The organism is Streptococcus sp. k-378 (assembly GCF_013277505.1).
Classification (GTDB): Bacteria; Bacillota; Bacilli; order Lactobacillales; family Streptococcaceae; genus Streptococcus; species Streptococcus pseudopneumoniae.
This window is the reverse complement of sequence record NZ_VMNC01000044.1, coordinates 24,154-45,188: the sequence shown is the minus strand read 5'-3', so window position 1 is coordinate 45,188 and position 21,035 is coordinate 24,154. Positions and strand designations below refer to the sequence as shown.

Genomic DNA, 21,035 nt, shown 5'->3' with positions numbered 1-21,035 from the left:
GTTTTGAGGTTGCAGATAGAGCTGACGTGGTTTGAAGAGATTTTCGAAGAGTATAAATAGCTTAGTGATAGAAGAAAATAGGGAAATATGGTATAATGAAACGATAGATTTTTGAATAGGAATAAGATCATGTTTGGATTGTTTAAGAAAGATAAGGCTGTGGAAGTAGAGGTTCCGACACAGGTTCCTGCTCATATCGGCATCATCATGGATGGCAATGGCCGTTGGGCTAAAAAACGTATGCAACCGCGAGTTTTTGGACATAAGGCGGGCATGGAAGCATTGCAAACTGTGACCAAGGCAGCTAACAAACTAGGCGTTAAGGTTATTACGGTCTATGCTTTTTCTACAGAAAACTGGACCCGTCCAGATCAGGAAGTCAAGTTTATCATGAACTTGCCAGTAGAGTTTTATGATAATTATGTCCCGGAACTGCATGCGAATAATGTTAAGATTCAAATGATCGGAGAAACGGACCGCCTGCCTAAGCAAACCTTTGAAGCTCTGACCAAGGCTGAGGAATTGACTAAGAACAACACAGGTTTGATTCTTAATTTTGCTCTTAACTATGGTGGACGTGCTGAGATTACACAGGCTCTTAAGTTGATTTCTCAGGATGTTTTAGATGCCAAAATCAACCCAGGTGACATCACAGAGGAGTTGATTGGTAATTATCTTTTTACCCAGCATTTACCTAAGGACTTACGAGACCCAGACTTGATTATCCGTACCAGTGGAGAATTGCGTTTGAGTAATTTCCTACCATGGCAGGGGGCCTATAGTGAACTCTATTTTACAGATACCTTGTGGCCTGATTTTGACGAGGCGGCCTTGCAGGAAGCCATTCTTGCCTACAATCGTCGTCATCGCCGATTTGGAGGAGTTTAGGAGGAAATATGACACAGGATTTACAGAAAAGAACCTTGTTTGCAGGGATTGCACTGGCTATTTTCCTACCGATTTTGATGATTGGGGGACTCTTGCTTCAGATAGCAATCGGAATCATAGCCATGCTAGCCATGCATGAACTTTTGAGGATGAGAGGTCTAGAGACCATGACGATGGAGGGCCTCTTGACCCTCTTTGCAACCTTTGCCTTGACCATTCCCTTGGAGAATTACCTGACTTTTTTGCCAGTTGATGGGAATGTGGTTGCCTATAGTGTTTTGATTTCAATCATGTTAGGAACGACTGTGTTTAGCAAGTCTTATACGATTGAGGATGCGGTTTTCCCTCTTGCTATGAGCTTCTACGTGGGCTTTGGATTTAATGCTTTACTAGATGCTCGTGTTGCAGGTTTAGATAAGGCGCTTTTGGCCTTGTGTATCGTCTGGGCGACAGACAGTGGTGCCTATCTTGTTGGGATGAACTATGGGAAACGAAAGTTAGCACCAAGGGTATCGCCTAATAAAACCCTTGAGGGTGCCTTGGGTGGTATTTTAGGAGCGATTTTAGTAACCATTATCTTTATGATAGTTGACAGTACAGTTGCTCTTCCATATGGAATTTACAAGATGTCAGTCTTTGCTATTTTCTTTAGTATTGCTGGACAATTTGGTGATTTACTAGAAAGTTCGATCAAACGTCATTTTGGTGTTAAGGATTCTGGGAAATTTATCCCTGGACATGGTGGTGTTTTGGATCGTTTCGATAGTATGTTGCTTGTATTTCCAATCATGCACTTATTTGGACTCTTTTAATCAAAAGACGGAGGAAACGCTATGCTCGGAATTTTAACCTTTATTCTGGTTTTCGGGATTATTGTAGTGGTGCACGAGTTCGGGCACTTCTACTTTGCCAAGAAATCAGGGATTTTAGTACGTGAATTTGCCATCGGTATGGGACCTAAAATTTTTGCTCACATTGGCAAGGATGGAACGGCCTATACCATTCGAATCTTGCCTCTGGGTGGCTATGTCCGCATGGCCGGTTGGGGTGATGATACAACTGAAATCAAGACAGGAACGCCTGTTAGTTTGACACTTGCTGATGATGGTAAGGTTAAACGCATCAATCTCTCAGGTAAAAAATTGGATCAAACAGCCCTCCCTATGCAGGTGACCCAGTTTGATTTTGAAGACAAGCTCTTTATCAAAGGATTGGTTCTGGAAGAAGAAAAAACATTTGCAGTGGATCACGATGCAACGGTTGTGGAAGCAGATGGTACTGAGGTTCGGATTGCACCTTTAGATGTTCAATATCAAAATGCGACTATCTGGGGCAAACTGATTACCAATTTTGCAGGTCCTATGAACAATTTTATCTTAGGTGTCGTTGTTTTTTGGGTTTTAATCTTTATGCAGGGTGGTGTCAGAGATGTTGATACCAATCAGTTCCATATCATGCCCCAAGGTGCCTTGGCCAAGGTAGGAGTACCAGAAACGGCACAAATTACCAAGATTGGCTCACATGAGGTTAGCAACTGGGAAAGCTTGATCCAAGCTGTGGAAACAGAAACCAAAGATAAGACGGCACCGACTTTGGATGTGACTATTTCTGAAAAGGGGAGTGACAAACAAGTCACTGTTACACCCGAAGATAGTCAAGGTCGTTACCTTCTAGGTGTTCAACCGGGGGTTAAGTCAGATTTTCTATCCATGTTTGTAGGTGGTTTTACAACTGCTGCTGACTCAGCTCTCCGAATTCTCTCAGCTCTGAAAAATCTGATTTTCCAACCGGATTTGAACAAGTTGGGTGGACCTGTTGCTATCTTTAAGGCAAGTAGTGATGCTGCTAAAAATGGAATTGAAAATATCTTGTACTTCTTGGCAATGATTTCCATCAATATTGGGATTTTTAATCTTATTCCGATTCCAGCTCTGGATGGTGGTAAGATTGTGCTCAATATCCTAGAAGCCATCCGCCGCAAACCATTGAAACAAGAAATTGAAACCTATGTCACCTTGGCCGGAGTGGTCATCATGGTTGTCTTGATGATTGCTGTGACTTGGAATGACATTATGCGACTCTTTTTTAGATAATCGAGGAATATTATGAAACAAAGTAAAATGCCTATCCCAACGCTTCGCGAAATGCCAAGCGATGCTCAAGTTATCAGCCATGCTCTTATGTTGCGTGCTGGTTATGTTCGCCAAGTTTCAGCAGGTGTTTATTCTTATCTACCACTTGCCAACCGTGTGATTGAAAAAGCTAAAAACATCATGCGCCAAGAATTCGAAAAGATTGGTGCTGTTGAGATGTTGGCTCCAGCCCTTCTTAGTGCAGAATTGTGGCGTGAATCAGGTCGTTACGAAACCTATGGTGAAGACCTTTACAAACTGAAAAACCGTGAAAAATCAGACTTTATCTTAGGCCCAACTCACGAAGAAACCTTTACAGCTATTGTCCGTGATTCTGTTAAATCTTACAAGCAATTGCCACTCAACCTTTATCAAATTCAGCCCAAGTATCGTGATGAAAAACGCCCACGTAATGGACTTCTTCGTACACGTGAGTTTATCATGAAGGATGCTTATAGTTTCCACGCTAACTATGATAGTTTGGATAGTGTTTATGATGAGTACAAAGCAGCCTATGAGCGTATTTTCACTCGTAGTGGTTTAGACTTCAAGGCTATTATTGGTGACGGTGGAGCCATGGGTGGTAAGGATAGCCAAGAATTTATGGCCATTACATCTGCTCGTACAGACCTTGACCGCTGGGTTGTCTTGGACAAGTCAGTTGCCTCATTTGACGAAATTCCTGCAGAAGTGCAAGAAGAAATCAAGGCAGAATTGCTCAAATGGATAGTCTCTGGTGAAGATACCATTGCTTACTCAAGTGAGTCTAGCTATGCAGCTAACTTAGAAATGGCAACAAACGAGTACAAACCAAGCAACCGTGTTGTCGCTGAAGAAGAAGTTACTCGTGTTGCAACGCCGGATGTTAAATCAATTGATGAAGTTGCAGCCTTCCTCAACGTTCCAGAAGAACAAACGATTAAAACTCTTTTCTACATGGCGGATGGTGAGCTTGTTGCAGCCCTTCTAGTTGGAAATGACCAGCTTAATGAAGTTAAGTTAAAAAACCACTTGGGAGCAGATTTCTTTGACGTTGCTAGTGAAGAAGAAGTGGCGAATCTTGTTCAAGCAGGTTTTGGTTCACTTGGCCCAGTTGGTTTGCCAGAGAATGTTAAAATCATTGCAGACCGTAAGGTGCAAGATGTCCATAATGCAGTTGTCGGTGCTAACGAAGATTGCTACCACTTGACTGGTGTGAACCCAGGTCGTGATTTTACTGCAGAATATGTGGATATCCGTGAAGTTCGTGAGGGTGAAATTTCACCAGACGGGCAAGGAGTCCTTAACTTTGCGCGTGGTATCGAAATTGGTCACATCTTTAAACTTGGCACTCGCTATTCAGCAAGCATGGGAGCAGATGTTTTGGATGAAAATGGTCGTGCTGTGCCAATCATCATGGGATGTTACGGTATCGGTGTCAGCCGTCTCCTTTCAGCAGTGATGGAGCAACACGCTCGCCTCTTTGTTAACAAAACACCAAAAGGTGAATACCGTTACGCCTGGGGAATCAATTTCCCTAAAGAATTGGCCCCATTTGATGTGCACTTGATCACTGTCAATGTCAAGGACGAAGAAGCGCAAGTCTTGACAGAAAAGCTTGAAGCAAGCTTGATGGGAGCTGGTTACGAAGTCTTGACAGACGACCGTAATGAACGTGTCGGAGTTAAATTTAGCGACAGCGACTTGATTGGGTTGCCAATCCGTATCACTGTTGGGAAGAAAGCGGCCGATGGCATCGTAGAAGTGAAGATTAAAGCGACTGGTGACACTATCGAAGTTCATGCAGATAACGTGCTCGAAACGCTTGAAATCCTCAGCAAGAAATAAAAACTATAATCAGAAGAAAAACAAGGAAAAAATGTAACTAGTTTTTACCTTGTTTTTTCTGTATAATGGGAAAAATGAGTAGATAAAGAGGTAAATGTATGCTAAGATTTCCAAAGGATTTTGTCTGGGGATCCTCTACTTCTGGGCCGCAGACAGAAGGACGTATAGCTGGTGACGGTAAGGGAGATAATCTCTGGGATTACTGGTTCCAAGTGGAGCCAAATCGCTACTATAATGGAATTGGTCCAGATAAAACATCAAGCTTTTATGAAAACTGGGAACAGGATATTGAGCTACTGTTAGAAACTGGTCACACGGCCTTTCGGATTTCTATTCAGTGGTCACGGATTTTTCCACAAGGATGTGGAAAAGTCAATCCTCAGGGTGTAGACTTTTACCGTAAGGTTTTTGAGGCTATTAAGGCCAAAGGGATTCGTCTTTTAGTCAATCTTTATCATTTTGATTTGCCTTTTGCCCTTCAAGAAGATGGTGATGGTTGGGAAAATAAGGCGACTGTCTCAGCCTATGAAGACTATGCTCGTTTTTGTTTTGAGACTTATGGAGATTTAGTGGATCAATGGATTACCTTTAACGAGCCCATCGTTCCAGTAGAATTTGGCTATTTTTACGATGCCCATTATCCACATAAGGTGGATGCAGAAGCGGCGATTAAAGTAGCTTATCACACACAATTAGCTAGCAGTCGGGCGGTTAAGGCTTGTCATGAACTTTTGCCAAATTCCAAGATTGGGATTGTCTTAAATTTGACACCGGCTTATCCACGTAGCCAGCATCCTGCTGATGTCAAAGCTGCTCGTATTGCGGACCTTTTTCAAGCCCAATCTTTCTTAGATCCGTCTGTTTTGGGGACTTATCCACAGGAGTTGGTAGAAATCTTGCATGAATACGGTCTCTTACCTGATACTACGGAGGAGGAGTTGGAAGTCATTCGTGACAATACAGTGGATTTCCTTGGTGTCAACTACTATCAACCTTTGCGTGTTATGGCTCCTCGATTTGCTAAGCATCCAGAGAGTCCACTCTTACCAGAACATTTTTACGAGCCTTATGTGATGCCTGGGCGTAAAATCAATCCTCATCGTGGCTGGGAGATTTATGAGCAAGGGATTTATGATATTGCCCAAAATATCAAGGAAAATTATGGCAATATCGAGTGGATGTTGACTGAGAATGGTATGGGTGTTGAAGGGGAAGAAAAATTCCGTCAGGATGGAATGATCCAAGATGATTACCGTATTGACTTTGTAAAAGGTCATCTGCGGGAACTTCACCGTGCCATTGAAGACGGAGCCAATTGTAAGGGCTACTTGATTTGGACCTTTATCGATTGCTGGTCATGGCTCAATAGTTATAAAAATCGCTATGGTTTGGTCGAATTAGACTTGAAAACGCAAGAACGTCGTCTGAAAAAATCAGGGCACTGGTTCAAGGAACTAAGCGACAATAATGGATTTTAAGAAAGACTCTGACTGATTGTCCTAATTGGTCAGAATTTTTTGCTTACAAGAGCTTAATTTGAACTATACCAATTTTTACTCTTGACAAGTGAAAGAAACAAGTATATACTATTTTTGCTGATTCTATAAAAGAGGAATTAGACTATACCAATTTTAAGGAGAAAGCACAGCTGGTCTGTGTCGTATATACTATGTGTGGAATTGTTGGTGTTGTTGGAAACACAAATGCAACTGATATTTTGATTCAAGGGCTTGAAAAGCTCGAATACCGTGGCTATGATTCTGCGGGAATTTTTGTCCTAGGTGGTGCTGAAAACCACCTAGTCAAGGCTGTTGGTCGTATTGCAGAATTGTCTGCCAAGACAGCTGGTGTTGAGGGAACAACTGGTATTGGACATACTCGTTGGGCTACTCATGGAAAACCAACTGAAGACAATGCTCACCCACATCGCTCTGAGACTGAACGTTTTGTTTTGGTGCACAATGGGGTGATTGAAAACTACCTTGAAATCAAGGAAGAATACCTTGCAGGCCACCACTTTAAGGGGCAAACAGATACTGAAATCGCCGTTCATTTGATTGGAAAATTTGCGGAAGAAGATGGCTTGTCAGTTCTTGAAGCCTTCAAAAAAGCTCTTCACATCATCCGTGGTTCTTATGCCTTTGCCTTGGTTGACTCACAAGATCCTGAAGTTATCTATGTGGCTAAGAACAAATCACCACTTTTGATTGGTCTTGGGGAAGGCTATAACATGGTCTGCTCAGATGCGATGGCTATGATTCGTGAGACCAACCAATACATGGAAATCCATGACCAAGAGCTCGTAATCGTCAAGGCTGATAGCGTCGAAGTGCAAGACTATGATGGAAATCGTCGTGAGCGTGCTAGCTACACTGCTGAGCTTGATTTGTCAGATATCGGTAAGGGAACTTACCCTTACTACATGCTCAAGGAAATTGATGAGCAACCAACGGTTATGCGTAAACTCATCCAAGCCTACACAGATGAGGCTGGTCAAGTAGTGGTAGATCCAGCTATCATTAAGGCCGTTCAAGACGCAGACCGCATCTACATTCTTGCAGCTGGAACATCTTACCACGCAGGATTTGCTTCTAAGAAGATGCTGGAAGAATTGACAGATACGCCAGTTGAACTTGGAATCTCATCTGAGTGGGGCTACGGTATGCCACTTCTCAGCAAGAAACCACTCTTCATCTTTATCAGCCAGTCTGGTGAAACAGCGGATAGCCGTCAGGTTTTGGTCAAGGCTAATGAAATGGGAATCCCAAGCTTAACAGTGACAAATGTTCCAGGTTCAACCCTCTCACGTGAAGCCAACCATACCATGCTCCTTCATGCAGGTCCTGAAATTGCCGTAGCATCAACAAAGGCTTATACAGCACAAATTGCAGCCCTTGCCTTTCTTGCAAAAGCAGTAGGAGAAGCAAATGGTAATGCTAAAGCGCAAGCCTTTGACCTGGTTCATGAGTTGTCAATCGTAGCTCAGTCTATCGAATCAACTCTTTCAGAGAAAGAAACCATTGAAGCTAAGGTTCGTGAGCTTCTTGAAACAACTCGTAACGCCTTTTACATCGGACGTGGTCAGGATTACTATGTAGCCATGGAAGCAAGTCTCAAACTTAAAGAGATTTCTTACATCCAGTGTGAAGGCTTTGCGGCAGGAGAACTCAAGCACGGAACTATTGCCTTGATTGAAGAAGGAACGCCTGTCTTAGCCCTCTTGTCAGATCCAGTCCTTGCCAACCACACTCGTGGAAATATCCAAGAGGTGGCAGCCCGTGGTGCCAAAGTCCTCACTATCGCAGAAGAAAATGTTGCTAAAGAGACAGATGATATCGTCCTTACGACTGTACACCCTTACCTCTCACCAATTTCAATGGTCGTACCAACGCAATTAGTCGCTTACTTTGCAACACTGCACCGTGGCCTTGATGTGGATAAACCACGTAACCTTGCCAAGTCAGTAACGGTAGAATAGAATCTATGAATATACGGGCGTAAAGCCATAGGTTTATCCTATAAGGTTTTACAGCCTATTTTTTATGTTACAAATGATGATAAGGGTTTACTTTTCAATAATTATAGCAGATTGAATTTAGAACAGTACACAGGAATACTAAAATATTTCTAGAAATTAATTTGAATTTTCCAATTGATTTGTTCGTATCTTATTTCAAACTACTATAAAAAGAGGAAGCTGGGCAAAAACTCAATTTGAAGAGAAAATTCAGTAAATCTTTCCATGATAAAACGCATCATATTAGGGTTTTGTACACCTGATATGATGCGTTTTATCATTTTTAAGCCTTTTTGCCCAGCCTCGTCAAAAGTAAAGTTTTGGCACAAAATCTGTGACAAAACTTTAGTTTTAAAGGTTTTTAACTTTGTATATACTAGTTTTAAGAAAAGGAGGATGATCCTAATGGAAGAAAAAGTATCATTGAAAGTCAGAGTTCAAAAACTAGGGACATCGCTTTCAAATATGGTTATGCCCAATATTGGAGCATTTATTGCTTGGGGAGTGTTGACTGCCCTCTTTATCGCTGATGGCTATCTGCCAAATGAACAGTTAGCTACTGTTGTTGGTCCTATGTTAACGTATTTATTGCCAATCCTGATTGGTTACACAGGTGGATATATGATCCATGGTCAACGTGGTGCCGTTGTAGGAGCTATTGCTACTGTTGGTGCAATCACAGGTTCTAGTGTTCCTATGTTTATCGGAGCTATGGTAATGGGCTCACTGGGAGGATGGACTATCAAGAAATTTGATGAAAAGTTCCAGGAAAAAATTCGTCCCGGATTTGAAATGTTAGTTAATAATTTCTCAGCTGGTCTCGTTGGTTTTGCATTATTGCTTTTGGCTTTCTACGCAATCGGTCCAGTCGTATCGACTCTTACTGGAGCTGTTGGGAATGGTGTTGAGGCTATTGTTAATGCTCGCCTCCTTCCTATAGCTAATATTATCATCGAACCGGCTAAAGTCCTTTTCCTCAATAATGCCCTCAATCATGGCATTTTTACTCCTCTGGGAGTAGAACAGGTAGCTCAAGCTGGTAAGTCAATTCTCTTCCTATTGGAAGCTAATCCTGGACCAGGCCTGGGAATTCTATTAGCTTATGCTGTATTCGGTAAAGGTTCTGCTAAATCTTCTTCTTGGGGGGCAATGCTTATTCATTTCTTCGGAGGGATTCATGAAATTTACTTTCCTTATGTTATGATGAAGCCTACTCTATTTTTAGCTGCTATGGCAGGAGGTATCTCTGGAACTTTTACTTTTCAACTCTTAGACGCTGGTCTTAAATCTCCAGCTTCACCAGGTTCTATTATTGCGATTATGGCTACGGCGCCAAAAGGCGTTTGGCCCCATCTAAATGTTCTTCTAGGTGTTTTAGTGGCAGCAGTTGTTTCTTTCCTTGTAGCAGCCCTTATTCTTCATGCAGACAAGTCAACTGAGGATTCGCTCGAAGCTGCTCAGGCGGCTACCCAAGCAGCTAAGGCTCAGTCTAAAGGTCAGTTAGTATCAACTTCTGTTGATGCAGTTGTTTCGACAGACTCAGTGGAAAAAATCATTTTCGCCTGCGATGCTGGTATGGGAAGCTCTGCTATGGGAGCTAGTATTCTTCGAGATAAGGTTAAAAAAGCAGGTCTAGAGATTCCAGTATCTAATCAGGCAATCTCAAATTTGCTTGATACACCAAAAACATTAATTGTTACTCAGGAAGAACTGACACCAAGAGCTAAAGACAAGAGTCCAAGTGCTATTCATGTTTCTGTTGATAATTTCTTAGCGTCCCCTCGTTATGATGAAATTGTAGCTTCATTAACAGGAGCTTCTCCAATAGCAGAAATTGAAGGAGATATATCAACTTCAGCATCAGTAGATAGTCAGGAAATTGACCTTAACCATATTGATGCTGTAGTAGTTGCTTATGGTAAAGCACAGGGATCTGCAACTATGGGCTGTGAAACGATTCGGGCTATCTTTAGAAACAAGAATATTCGTATTCCAGTTTCTACTGCCAAAATTTCAGGATTAGGTGAATTTAATTCTAAAAACATAATGATTGTAACAACTATTTCTTTACAGGCAGAAGTGCAGCAAACAGCACCGAATTCTCAATTTCTTATTGTGGATAGTTTAGTAACAACACCAGAATATGACAAAATGGCTGTTAGAATGTACAAATAGAACTAGAGGTTTCTAAATTACGAATGCTATTAACCAAACGAGAAGAACAATTATTGAAGGCTTTCCTACATGTAGGGAAGCTTTCAATGCAAGACATGACTGAAATCTTACAGGTTTCATCTAGAACAATTTATCGAACTTTATCAGATTTGACAGATAGCATGGAGCAATATGGAATCGAAATAACGAAGCATGGGAAATACTATATTTTGACTGGAGAGTTGGATGATTTGCCGACAGAACTTGAAGTGTTAGTTGAGTATAGTCCCCAAGAAAGACAAGAGTTGATTACCTATCGCCTTCTGACTGAGAGTGGTTTTGTCACCAATGAAGCATTGCAAGAGTGCATGAAAGTCAGTAATGTAACTATTATTCAGGATATTTCAGATATTGATAAGCGTCTTTTAGACTTTGATCTGAAAATTGAACGACAAAAAGGTTATCGTATTTCTGGTGATTCAGTTGGTAAGAGAAGATTTTTGGCTATTTTACTGACAAACTGTATCTCAGTAGCAGATTTTTCAACCGGTCATTTTGGGAGCTTTGATATTTTAGAAGCAGATAGAACTAGGCTGGCCAGTCAGATTGTTAATAAGCAACTGTCAGGTTTTCCAGATATGGATGCTAGGATGAAGATGTTTTTTGCGATCTTGTTATCTCTTATAGGTCAGGAGCAAAACATTGAAAATTCACCTAATACTAGTAAGCAGGCTTTGGAAATTTCTCAAAAAATTTTTCAAGCTTACTCTAAGCAGACTGCACAATTTTATAGTATTCAGGAAATTATCTATTTTGCGAGCATCTTGGATGAATTAATCATTAAACGTCAGGACAATCCGCTCTTTACGGAGAAATTTGATGGTGAATTTTTCTACAATATTTCAAATCTGATTGATACGGTTTCCATGTATACCAAGATTGACTTTTTTAAGGACAAGGTTTTATTCAATTTTCTTTTCCATCATATTCGGCTCAGTTTAGGCGTCCCTATCCTTTTTCAGGGTGAAAATTTGCCAGAATCTGTCCAGATTTTAGTTGAAAGGAATAAATTTCTTTATACAGTCATCAGTCTTTTAGTGAATGATATTTTTCCGAAATATCTTCATACAGAGTATGAGTATGGCATGATTGCCCTACATTTTATCTCTAGCTTAGGCCGTAGTCCAGAGATTTATCCAGTCCGTGTTTTGCTTTTAACGGATGAACGTCGGGTCACTAGAGATTTATTAGTCAGTAAAATTAAGAGTGTTGCTCCTTTTGTAGAGTTGATAGATATTCAGTCTCTAGTAGATTACCACAGTATTGATCTCAGTCAGTATGATTATATTTTATCTACCAAGCCGCTGACTAATCAGGAAATCGATGTAATTTCTAGTTTTCCAACCGTCAAAGAACTGCTTGAATTACAGGAACGACTTCAGTATGTACAGGCACATCGTACAATTGTCGCGCGTGATGCTATCGCTCCAGAGAAAAGTTATGACTTGCAAGATTATTTAATATCTAGTAGTCAGCTTTTGAGTCAATTCGAGTTGGTTCAATTGGAGAATAATCAATCATTTGAGCACACGGTAGAACAAATCATCCAATATCAGAAGAATGTGAGTGACAGAGATTACCTAACAAGAAAATTGTTATCTCACTTCCAGAATAGTCCTATGGCTATTCCTAATACTGGTCTGGTGCTTTTACATAGTCAGTCTAGCAAAGTAACAACAAATAGTTTTACTATGTTTGAACTCAAACTACCTATCTCCGCATTGTCAATGAAACGAGAGGAAGAAGAGGTCAAAAGGTGTCTGCTAATGCTAATGTCTAAAGAAGCTAGCGAGGAAGTGAGAGATTTAATGACAGCTATTAGTCAGTCGATTATTGAAAATCATCTTTATACAGAGATTTACAAGACGGGAAATCAATCCATTATTTATCAGATGCTAAATACTATTTTTAACGAAAAAATTAAGAAATTGGAGAACTAATATGAAACTTGAAAAACATTTGATTAAGCTTAATAAACAATTTTCTAACAAGGAGGAAGCTATTTGTTATTGTGGGCAAGTTCTTTATGAGGGTGGATATGTTAATGAAGACTATATTGAAGCCATGATTGAGCGAGATAAAGAGCTATCTGTTTACATGGGTAACTTTATCGCCATACCCCATGGAACAGATGCAGCAAAAAATGATGTCCTCAAGTCTGGTATTACAGTCGTTCAAGTCCCTAGAGGGGTTGATTTTGGGAATGTATCTAACCCTCAAGTGGCAACGGTTCTTTTTGGTATTGCTGGTATTGGTAATGAACACTTAGAAATTATTCAGAAAATTTCTATCTTCTGTGCAGATGTAGATAATGTTCTTAAACTAGCAGATGCTCAGTCAAAAGAGGAAGTGTTGCGCTTATTTGATGCTGTTGAATAATTGAATTTCGTCATTTGTCATCTAGTATATATGTCCCTCAAATAGGAAAAGGAGAAATTGAATGAAACATTCTGTTCATTTTGGTGCCGGTAATATCGGTCGTGGTTTTATAGGTGAAATTCTATTTAAAAATGGTTTCCATATTGATTTTGTGGATGTCAATAATCAGATAATTCATGCTCTAAATGAAAAGGGCAAGTATGAAATTGAAATTGCACAGAAAGGACAGTCTCGTATAGAAGTAACTAATGTGGCTGGCATTAATAGCAAAGAAGACCCTGAGCAAGTCATTGAAGCGATTCAAAAGACGGATATTATTACTACTGCAATCGGACCTAATATACTCCCTTTTATCGCTGAACTTCTAGCCAAAGGAATCGAAGCTCGCCGAGTTGCAGGAAATACACAGGCATTGGATGTTATGGCCTGTGAAAATATGATTGGCGGGTCTCAATTTCTTTATCAAGAAGTCAAGAAATATTTAAGTCCGGAAGGTTTGACATTTGCTGATAACTACATAGGTTTTCCAAATGCTGCAGTAGACAGGATTGTTCCAGCACAAAGTCACGAAGATTCCCTTTTTGTTGTGGTCGAACCCTTTAATGAATGGGTCGTGGAAACCAAGCGTCTTAAAAATCCAGATTTACGTCTAAAAGATGTGCATTATGAAGAAGATTTAGAACCCTTTATTGAGCGAAAACTTTTTTCAGTCAATTCTGGACATGCAACTTCAGCTTACATTGGTGCGCATTATGGTGCCAAGACAATTTTGGAAGCTCTTCAAAATCCTAATATCAAATCTCGGATTGAATCTGTATTAGCTGAAATTCGGAGTCTCTTGATTGCCAAATGGAACTTTGATAAAAAAGAATTGGAGAATTATCACAAAGTCATTATAGAACGGTTTGAAAATCCTTTCATAGTGGACGAGGTTAGTCGCGTAGCTCGTACTCCAATCCGAAAATTAGGCTATAATGAACGATTCATCCGGCCGATACGTGAATTGAAAGAACTCAGTTTGTCATATAAAAACCTACTTAAAACAGTTGGCTATGCCTTTGACTATCGCGATGTAAATGATGAAGAAAGTATTCGATTAGGTGAATTGTTGGCTAAACAATCAGTCAAAGATGTTGTTATACAAGTTACAGGTTTAGACGACCCAGAATTGATTGAGCAAATTGTAGAGTATATTTAATATTTTTCGAAAATCTCTTCAAATCANNTTTGATTTTCATTGAGTATTAGAATAATTTTTCAAATTGAAGGACAGAGTAGATAGGGAGAATCACAATGGTAGAATTGGGAATTTCAACATTTGGGGAAACAACGGAGCTTGAAGGGATTGGGCAAACTTACAGTCATGACGAACGCATTCGCCAGTTGCTAGCAGAGGTTGAACTGGCTGACAAGGTTGGTTTGGATGTGTATGGGATTGGTGAGCACCATCGAGAGGATTTTGCAGTATCAGCCCCAGAGATTGTCCTGGCAGCTGGGGCAGTCAATACCAAGAAAATCCGTTTGACCAGTGCAGTCAGCATTCTCTCGAGCATGGATCCGATTCGCTTATTCCAACAATATGCCACTATCGATGCTTTGTCAAATGGACGTGCGGAGATTATGGCTGGAAGGGGTTCTTTCACGGAATCATTTCCTCTGTTTGGCTATGATTTGAAAGACTACGAAGCCCTTTTTGATGAGAAATTAGACTTGCTCCAGTTAGTCAATGAAAAGACAAAGCTAGACTGGAAAGGTCGATTGACCCAAACGATTGCTGGTAAAGAAGTTTATCCTCGTCCAGTTCAGGACAAATTACCCTTGTGGATAGCGACAGGTGGTCATGTCGAATCAACAGTAAAGATTGCTCAGGCAGGCCTACCGATTGTCTATGCCATTATTGGTGGTAACCCTCGTTATTTTAAAAAGTTGATTCAGGCTTATCGTGAGATTGGGAGCGAAGCAGACCATGCCAGTCATGAACTAAAGGTTGGGGTCCATTCTTGGGGGTGGATTGCTGAAGATGGCGAGCAGGCTGTGAAAGATTATTTCCATCCGACCAAGCAAGTAGTGGATGCTATTTCCAAAGACCGTCCACACTGGCAAGAATTGCGTTATAAGCAATATTTGGAGCAGGTAGGATCAAATGGCGCCATGTTTGTGGGCAATCCAGATCAGGTGGCCGAAAAATTGATTCGCATGATAGAGGATTTAGATTTGGACCGCTTCATGTTGCACCTACCTCTTGGTTCTATGCCTCATGATCAGGTTCTGAGAGCTATTGAACTATTCGGAACACAAGTAGCACCCAAAGTCCGGGCTTACTTTGCCATGAAAGAGGCTTAATAAAAAATACTAATCAGGCTGATAAAAAATCTATATAACAACTATTTTAAAAAGCAATAAACAGAAAAAATCTCTGAAAAGCTAGTAAAATCAAGCTTTTCAGAGATTTTTTTCTCTATTGATATAAACAATCCCAATCAAGTCGATAGTCAATATATATTGGGAAAAGGTCAAAAGGAGTGGTAAGATGGTTTCAATCCAAATGGAAGGAGAGAAGTATGACAAGTAAAAGAGAGCTAGTTTTTAGAGCTATTCGAGGAGAAGAGGTGGAACGGGTTCCTGTTGGCTTTTGGTTTCATTTTGTAATACTGGAGGAAAAAGGACAAGGTTTAAATAATCCACGTATCTTTCAAAAAAGTGTAGAGGGACATCGGAAGTACGTTGAAAGAATCCATCCTGATTTTGTCAAAATGATGAGTGACGGATTTTTCATTTATCCAAGTAATGTCTACAGTCCTAAGGTTACAAGTCTTCAGGAGTTAGCTTCTATTGAGTCGATTGGTGAAAACCATCCTTGGATTCAGCAACAAGTAGAAGTGGTAGAGGCTATTCGAGCAACCTTCACTGAGGACATTGCATCATTTTACAATATTTTTTCTCCGATCTCCTATTTGAAAAGGTGGTTTCGTACAGAGACTTCTAGAGGTGATAAGGAGGTTTCAGATCTTTTTCTTGAAAATCCAGAGCTATTCAGGGATGTTTTAGACGTGATAGCTGAGGATATCGCTATCCTAACTAAAAAAATCATTCAGGATGGTGGAGCAGATGGAATCTATCTCAGTACACAAGAAATTCAGGATGAGCGCATCACAGCAGAATTGTATCAGACCTATATTGAGCCAAGTAACATAAAGGTTTTAGAAGCTGCCAATCAGGTAGGTGGGGTAAATATCCTGCATATCTGCGGTTTCCAAGGTGCCAGTAACAATGTGACTATTTTCAAAGATTATCCAGCCCAGGTTTTCAATTGGGCAACCCACCATGAAGCAGTCAGTTTACCTCAAGGTCAGGAGCTATTTCATGGCAAAGCGGTCTTGGGTGGTTTTGAAAATGGGAAGCAGAGCCTGCTTTATGGAGGTAGAAAGGCTGCACTACAAGAGGAAACCAAACGATTGTTGGCTGAAGCTGGGACTAGAGGAGTCCTTCTTGGAGCGGATTGCACGGTTCCAGATGACTTTGAATTAGAAAGATTGGACTGGATTCGTCAGGCTGCTATGTTAGAATAGGAGAGCCTTATGAAAAGAAAAAAGTGGCTATTGGTAGGGACGGCCCTCGGCTTTGTCATCTTACTTGCGATCAGTCTTACAAAGGGACTTGCTTGTAAGGAAGGGCCAAGATGTCATGGGATTCAGGATTTTCAGAAGAGAAGTCTTCCCTTTATTCAAACCAATGATATTGCCAGTGTTTTATTAGTTGAAAAAGAAAGAAATGGAAAATAGAGATGTCAGAAAAAAGAGACTGGGTTTTAAAAGCATTTAGAGGAGAAGTGGTTGGCCGTGTACCTGTAGGTTTTTGGCACCACTTTACATCAGAAGAGGAATGGTTAAAGGGATTTTCCAATCCTGTGATTATTGAAAAGAACATACAAGGTCACAAACGTTTTATCCGTGACCTACATCCAGACTTTATCAAGTTGATGAGTGATGGCTATTTTGCTTATCCAAATCCAGTTATTGCCAAAGGAAAGTCACTCCAAGAGCTGTCGAAGATTCAACCTCTGGGTGAAGATCATCTGTGGATTAGAGAGCAGGTAGAATTAGTGAAGAAGATTAAGCAGGAGTTTACGGAAGATATTGTTGCTATTTACAATATTTTTGCGCCTGTGACCTACCTCAAATGGTTACTTGGAGAAGTGTCTGGTGGAGATGATCTCATTGCAGATTTCTTAGTTCAAGATTCTCAGAAATTGAAAAAAGTCCTTGATGTGATTGCGCAAGATATCGCTAGCTTGAGTCAAGCTATTATTAAAGATGCAGGAGTAGATGGTATTTATCTCAGTGTGCAAAGTATTCAGGATGCGCGTGTTTCTGCTGAAGCCTATCAGGAGATTATTGAGCCGAGTGAACTGACTGTTTTAAATGCGGCTAAGTCGGTTGGTGGGGTAAATATCCTTCATATCTGTGGCTATGAAGGAGCTCGAAACGATATTCATATCTTTGCAGACTATCCAGCTCATGTTTTTAACTGGGCAGTTGGTCCAGAAGGGATTAGTCTAAAAGAAGGTCGTGAGATTTTCAAGGGTCGTGCTGTTCTGGGAGGATTTGAAAACGGTAAAGATGGCCTTCTCTATCGAGGCAGTAAGGAAGAAATTCAAGCTGAAACCAAACGCTTGATAGAAGAAACAGGTAAAGATGGCCTCATACTTGGAGCAGATTGTACCATTCCAAACGATATTGCAGTGGAGCGTATCCAGTGGGTGAGAGAAGCAGTAGCTAAATAAAGGAGAAGAATATGAGTAAGAAAACATGGATTGTTGGTGGAGTTGCGGTTGTGGCAGTGCTTGGAGCAACGATTATTGGTAGGACTTTGGCGGGAGCATCTGCTAAAGGTGCAGATGCAGCTTCGTCTGGACAAGTAACAACTTTAAAAGTTGCCCATACTCAAAACTATGTCCCTTATGATTTTATTGACGAAAAAGGGGAATCAGATGGTTATGAAGTCGCTGTTTTAAAGGCGGTGGATGAGAAATTAGCAGATTATAAATTTGAGTATACTGGAACTAGTGATGATGATCTCTTGATTGGACTTGAGTCTGGCAAGTACGATATTGGAACTAAAGGTGCTTGGTATACAGATGAACGGGCTAAGAAATTCATTATTCCATCTGAGCCAGTAGGAGCCAGCATTATTGGTTTTACTGTCAGAAAAGGAGATGAAGCTAAATATAAGAATATTGATGATTTCGCCAAAAATAAAGGGAAATTAGTACCCATCTCTCCTCAAAATGCCCAGTGGAATGTGATTAATAGCTATAATGACAAGCACAAGGATACACCAATTGAGTTGACAGCTGCTGAATCTTTCAAGGTGGCAGATGCTTATGCTTGGGTTTTAGAAGGACGTTATGATGCTTTCTTTGACATCAAGTTGTCTTTTGAAAAAGCAGTGACAGCAGAGGATGGTTCTTACCACCAATATGCGGACAAACTTAGCTGGTTCCCTTATAAAGGAATTCCAACCTATCCCTTGATTCACCGTGATGAAAAGGGTGAGAAGTTTGCTAAAGAGTATGAAAAAGCGATTAAAGAATTAAAAGAAGACAGTACTCTAGCTAAACTTTCTCAAAAATACTTTAAAGAAGATGTCTTTAGCTACGTTGATAAAGATTAGATGAGAAATCAGGCATGTTATGCTCTTCGAAAATCTCTTCAAACCACGTCAACGTCGCCTTGCCGTAGGTATGGTTACTGACTTTGTCAGTTATATCCACAACCTCAAAACACTGTTTTGAGCAACCTGCGGCTAGTTTGCTTTTTGATTTTCATTGAGTATTAGAAAGAGGTTTATATGGTTTCATATGATTTTTCAAGAGTGTTCCAATTTTTACCAACCTTATGGCAGGCTCTTCCTATGACCTTGTCCATTCTCTTTTTTACTACAGTCCTCGGTTCCCTTTTCGGTGGCTTACTGGCTTGGGCTCAAGTGGGAGAAGACAAGACTTTTGCAGGTCTTTCTAAGGGCTATATTTTCACTCTTCGCTGTACTCCCCCTATTGTTTTACTATTCCTTGTCTTTTATGGTTTACCTGAATTTTTAAAATGGTGGCTGAATTTAGATATCAACAACTGGTCTAAGACGGTCTTCGTCTTATTCACCATGGTCTTGCTATTTGCGGCTATCATTGCAGAAGTATTTAAGGCGTCCTATCAGGCAATTCCCAAAGGTCAGATGGAAGCTGGAGCCAGTATTGGTCTGACCCCTAGTCAGACATTTTGGAGAATCATTTTTCCTCAGGCTTTTCAAGTGGCTCTTCCAAATATGACGACCGCTATTCTAAATTTGATGCGGGACGCTGCCCTAGCCTATACGATTGGTTTTGTGGATGTCATGGGAGCTGGGAATCTCTTAATCAGTCGCAATTTGGGGAATTACTCTCTTGAAACCTATACAGCGGTTGCCATTCTTTATTGGGGTGTAGCCTTGGCTGTTTCCTTCTTGAGTCGCTTGTTAGAAAAATCTTTGGAAACGAAAGGGAGATAGGATATGGATTTAGACTATATTGCGAAAACTTTTTTAGAGACCTTAAAAGGGGTGCCAACCACCTTAATCATTATGATTGTAGCCATGGTCTTAAGTTTTGGACCAGCCTTGTTTTTAGCTCTGGGACAAATATATAAAGTCAAAGGTGTTCGAACTTTCTCTCTCGTGTATCTAGCTTTTATAAGAGCAACACCTCCGATTTTGCTGATTCTTTTCTTTTATAGTTTGTTTCCGAGTTTGCTCAATCAATTTCTCAAAAGCATAGGGAGTGATGTTGATATCTTTAAACTCAATCCGATCTATTATGCTTTTATTATCTATAGTTTGATGACAACAGGTAGTTTATCAGAAATCTTACGTTCGGCTATTTTGACTGTGGATAAGGGACAATTAGAAGCTGCACAAGCGATTGGTTTAACCACTAGTCAGGCTTATGTGAGGATTGTTTTTCCACAGGCCTTGCAATCAGCCTTGCCCAATCTGGCTAATCTAGTCATAAATATTGTAAAAGGAACCTCTTTGGTCTTTGTGATGACCATTAAGGATATTACAGCCATTGCCCGTGTTGAAGCGTCTTATGGTTATCAGTATTTTGAATCCTATTTTGTGATCTTTTTACAGTACATTCTTATTTGCGGATTGATTCAATGGGGCTTTTCAATCTTAGAGAAACGCTATATTCAAAGAAGAAAGGGACAAGTAGTGCCCAGTACAGGTTTAGCATAGGAGGAGACAATGTTACAAGTAGAACATGTTGCAAAAAAATTTGGAGACAGACAAGTCCTGGGAGATGTTAATCTCAAGGTCAACCAAGGGGATGTGGTTGTAATATTGGGGCCATCTGGATCAGGTAAAACGACTTTTCTCAGATGTCTCAATCATTTAGAAAAAGCCGATAGTGGCTCTTTGAAGCTTGCTGATAAAGAATACGATCTTGGCAAATTGACCAAAAAAGATATTTTAGAAATTCGCCAGAAGACCGCCTTTGTTTTTCAACATTATAATTTATTTGCTAATAAAACGGCCTTGGAAAATATTTTGGAGGGCTTGATTATTGCTCGGAAAATTCCTAAGGAAGAAGCCATCAAACGTGCGGAAGCTGCCTTAGAAAAAGTTGGTTTACTAGCTTATAAAGCTTACTATCCCTCTCAGCTTTCTGGAGGCCAGCAACAACGAATCGGCATTGCGCGTGCCATTGCTGTGAAACCAGAGGTCATTTTATTAGATGAGCCAACATCGGCCTTGGATCCAGAGTTGGTAGGGGATGTTTTAGATGTTTTAAAACAGTTAGCTAAAGAAGGAGTTACTATGGTAGTAGTGACTCATGAGATGGGTTTTGCTAGAGATGTAGCCAATCATGTTATTTTTATGGACGGTGGGAAAATTGTTGAAGAAAATAATGCCCATGATTTCTTTAGTCGTCCAAAAGAAGAACGAACCAAGCAATTTTTGGCACGAATACTCTCGGATGCGACCTATAGTGTAGAATATATGATTTGATAGATAGGCTTATCAGGGTAAAAATCAATCCCCCG

The 21,035-nt window shown here is 40.4% G+C and carries 18 protein-coding genes; all 18 read left to right on the top strand.

Annotation, left to right across the window (positions count from 1 at the left end; all coding sequences use genetic code 11):
- The first annotated feature begins 129 nt into the window (after positions 1-129).
- The 18 genes from HT719_RS05350 (at position 130) to HT719_RS05265 (ending at position 21,000) form a co-directional block, all read left to right on the top strand.
- Positions 130-888, top strand: coding sequence for an isoprenyl transferase (locus tag HT719_RS05350; RefSeq protein WP_000467312.1), 759 nt, complete (start codon positions 130-132; stop codon positions 886-888).
- 8 nt (positions 889-896) lie between these two features.
- The gene (locus tag HT719_RS05345; RefSeq protein WP_000189868.1) at positions 897-1,700 is read left to right on the top strand and encodes a phosphatidate cytidylyltransferase; all 804 of its coding nucleotides are present in this window, start codon (positions 897-899) and stop codon (positions 1,698-1,700) included.
- Between the two features lie 21 nt (positions 1,701-1,721).
- Positions 1,722-2,981 carry an RIP metalloprotease RseP gene (rseP, locus tag HT719_RS05340; protein WP_000900660.1) on the top strand — a complete coding sequence of 420 codons (1,260 nt, stop codon included), beginning with the start codon at positions 1,722-1,724 and terminating at the stop codon, positions 2,979-2,981.
- A 12-nt stretch (positions 2,982-2,993) separates the two neighbouring features.
- Entirely contained in the window at positions 2,994-4,847 is a 1,854-nt protein-coding gene (locus tag HT719_RS05335) for a proline--tRNA ligase (protein ID WP_000814074.1), read from the top strand.
- 98 nt (positions 4,848-4,945) lie between these two features.
- Positions 4,946-6,325, top strand: coding sequence for a 6-phospho-beta-glucosidase (gene bglA / locus HT719_RS05330; protein WP_172928481.1), 1,380 nt, complete (start codon positions 4,946-4,948; stop codon positions 6,323-6,325).
- A 191-nt stretch (positions 6,326-6,516) separates the two neighbouring features.
- Positions 6,517-8,325 (top strand): glutamine--fructose-6-phosphate transaminase (isomerizing), encoded by a 1,809-nt coding sequence (glmS, locus tag HT719_RS05325; protein WP_172928479.1) that lies wholly within the window; start codon positions 6,517-6,519, stop codon positions 8,323-8,325.
- 444 nt (positions 8,326-8,769) lie between these two features.
- Positions 8,770-10,539: a PTS mannitol-specific transporter subunit IIBC gene (locus HT719_RS05320; RefSeq protein ID WP_172928477.1), complete on the top strand. Its 1,770-nt coding sequence runs from the start codon at positions 8,770-8,772 to the stop codon at positions 10,537-10,539.
- Positions 10,540-10,562: 23 nt separating this feature from the next.
- Positions 10,563-12,518 carry a transcription antiterminator gene (locus HT719_RS05315; RefSeq protein WP_119943222.1) on the top strand — a complete coding sequence of 652 codons (1,956 nt, stop codon included), beginning with the start codon at positions 10,563-10,565 and terminating at the stop codon, positions 12,516-12,518.
- 1 nt (position 12,519) lies between these two features.
- Positions 12,520-12,957: a PTS sugar transporter subunit IIA gene (locus HT719_RS05310; protein WP_000764149.1), complete on the top strand. Its 438-nt coding sequence runs from the start codon at positions 12,520-12,522 to the stop codon at positions 12,955-12,957.
- A gap of 61 nt (positions 12,958-13,018) precedes the next feature.
- On the top strand, positions 13,019-14,155 hold the full coding sequence (locus HT719_RS05305; protein WP_000682963.1) for a mannitol-1-phosphate 5-dehydrogenase: 1,137 nt from the start codon (positions 13,019-13,021) through the stop codon (positions 14,153-14,155).
- 95 nt (positions 14,156-14,250) lie between these two features.
- Entirely contained in the window at positions 14,251-15,300 is a 1,050-nt protein-coding gene (locus tag HT719_RS05300; protein WP_000229791.1) for an LLM class flavin-dependent oxidoreductase, read from the top strand.
- Positions 15,301-15,518: 218 nt separating this feature from the next.
- Positions 15,519-16,526, top strand: coding sequence for a uroporphyrinogen decarboxylase family protein (locus HT719_RS05295; RefSeq protein ID WP_000202170.1), 1,008 nt, complete (start codon positions 15,519-15,521; stop codon positions 16,524-16,526).
- Between the two features lie 9 nt (positions 16,527-16,535).
- Positions 16,536-16,739: a hypothetical protein gene (locus tag HT719_RS05290; RefSeq protein WP_000823549.1), complete on the top strand. Its 204-nt coding sequence runs from the start codon at positions 16,536-16,538 to the stop codon at positions 16,737-16,739.
- 2 nt (positions 16,740-16,741) lie between these two features.
- Positions 16,742-17,740: a uroporphyrinogen decarboxylase family protein gene (locus HT719_RS05285; protein ID WP_172928476.1), complete on the top strand. Its 999-nt coding sequence runs from the start codon at positions 16,742-16,744 to the stop codon at positions 17,738-17,740.
- A gap of 11 nt (positions 17,741-17,751) precedes the next feature.
- Entirely contained in the window at positions 17,752-18,630 is an 879-nt protein-coding gene (locus HT719_RS05280; protein ID WP_172928474.1) for a transporter substrate-binding domain-containing protein, read from the top strand.
- Positions 18,631-18,807: 177 nt separating this feature from the next.
- On the top strand, positions 18,808-19,500 hold the full coding sequence (locus HT719_RS05275; RefSeq protein ID WP_000255467.1) for an amino acid ABC transporter permease: 693 nt from the start codon (positions 18,808-18,810) through the stop codon (positions 19,498-19,500).
- Positions 19,501-19,503: 3 nt separating this feature from the next.
- Entirely contained in the window at positions 19,504-20,226 is a 723-nt protein-coding gene (locus HT719_RS05270; protein ID WP_000362517.1) for an amino acid ABC transporter permease, read from the top strand.
- 9 nt (positions 20,227-20,235) lie between these two features.
- On the top strand, positions 20,236-21,000 hold the full coding sequence (locus tag HT719_RS05265; protein WP_138705680.1) for an amino acid ABC transporter ATP-binding protein: 765 nt from the start codon (positions 20,236-20,238) through the stop codon (positions 20,998-21,000).
- Positions 21,001-21,035: the final 35 nt, after the last annotated feature.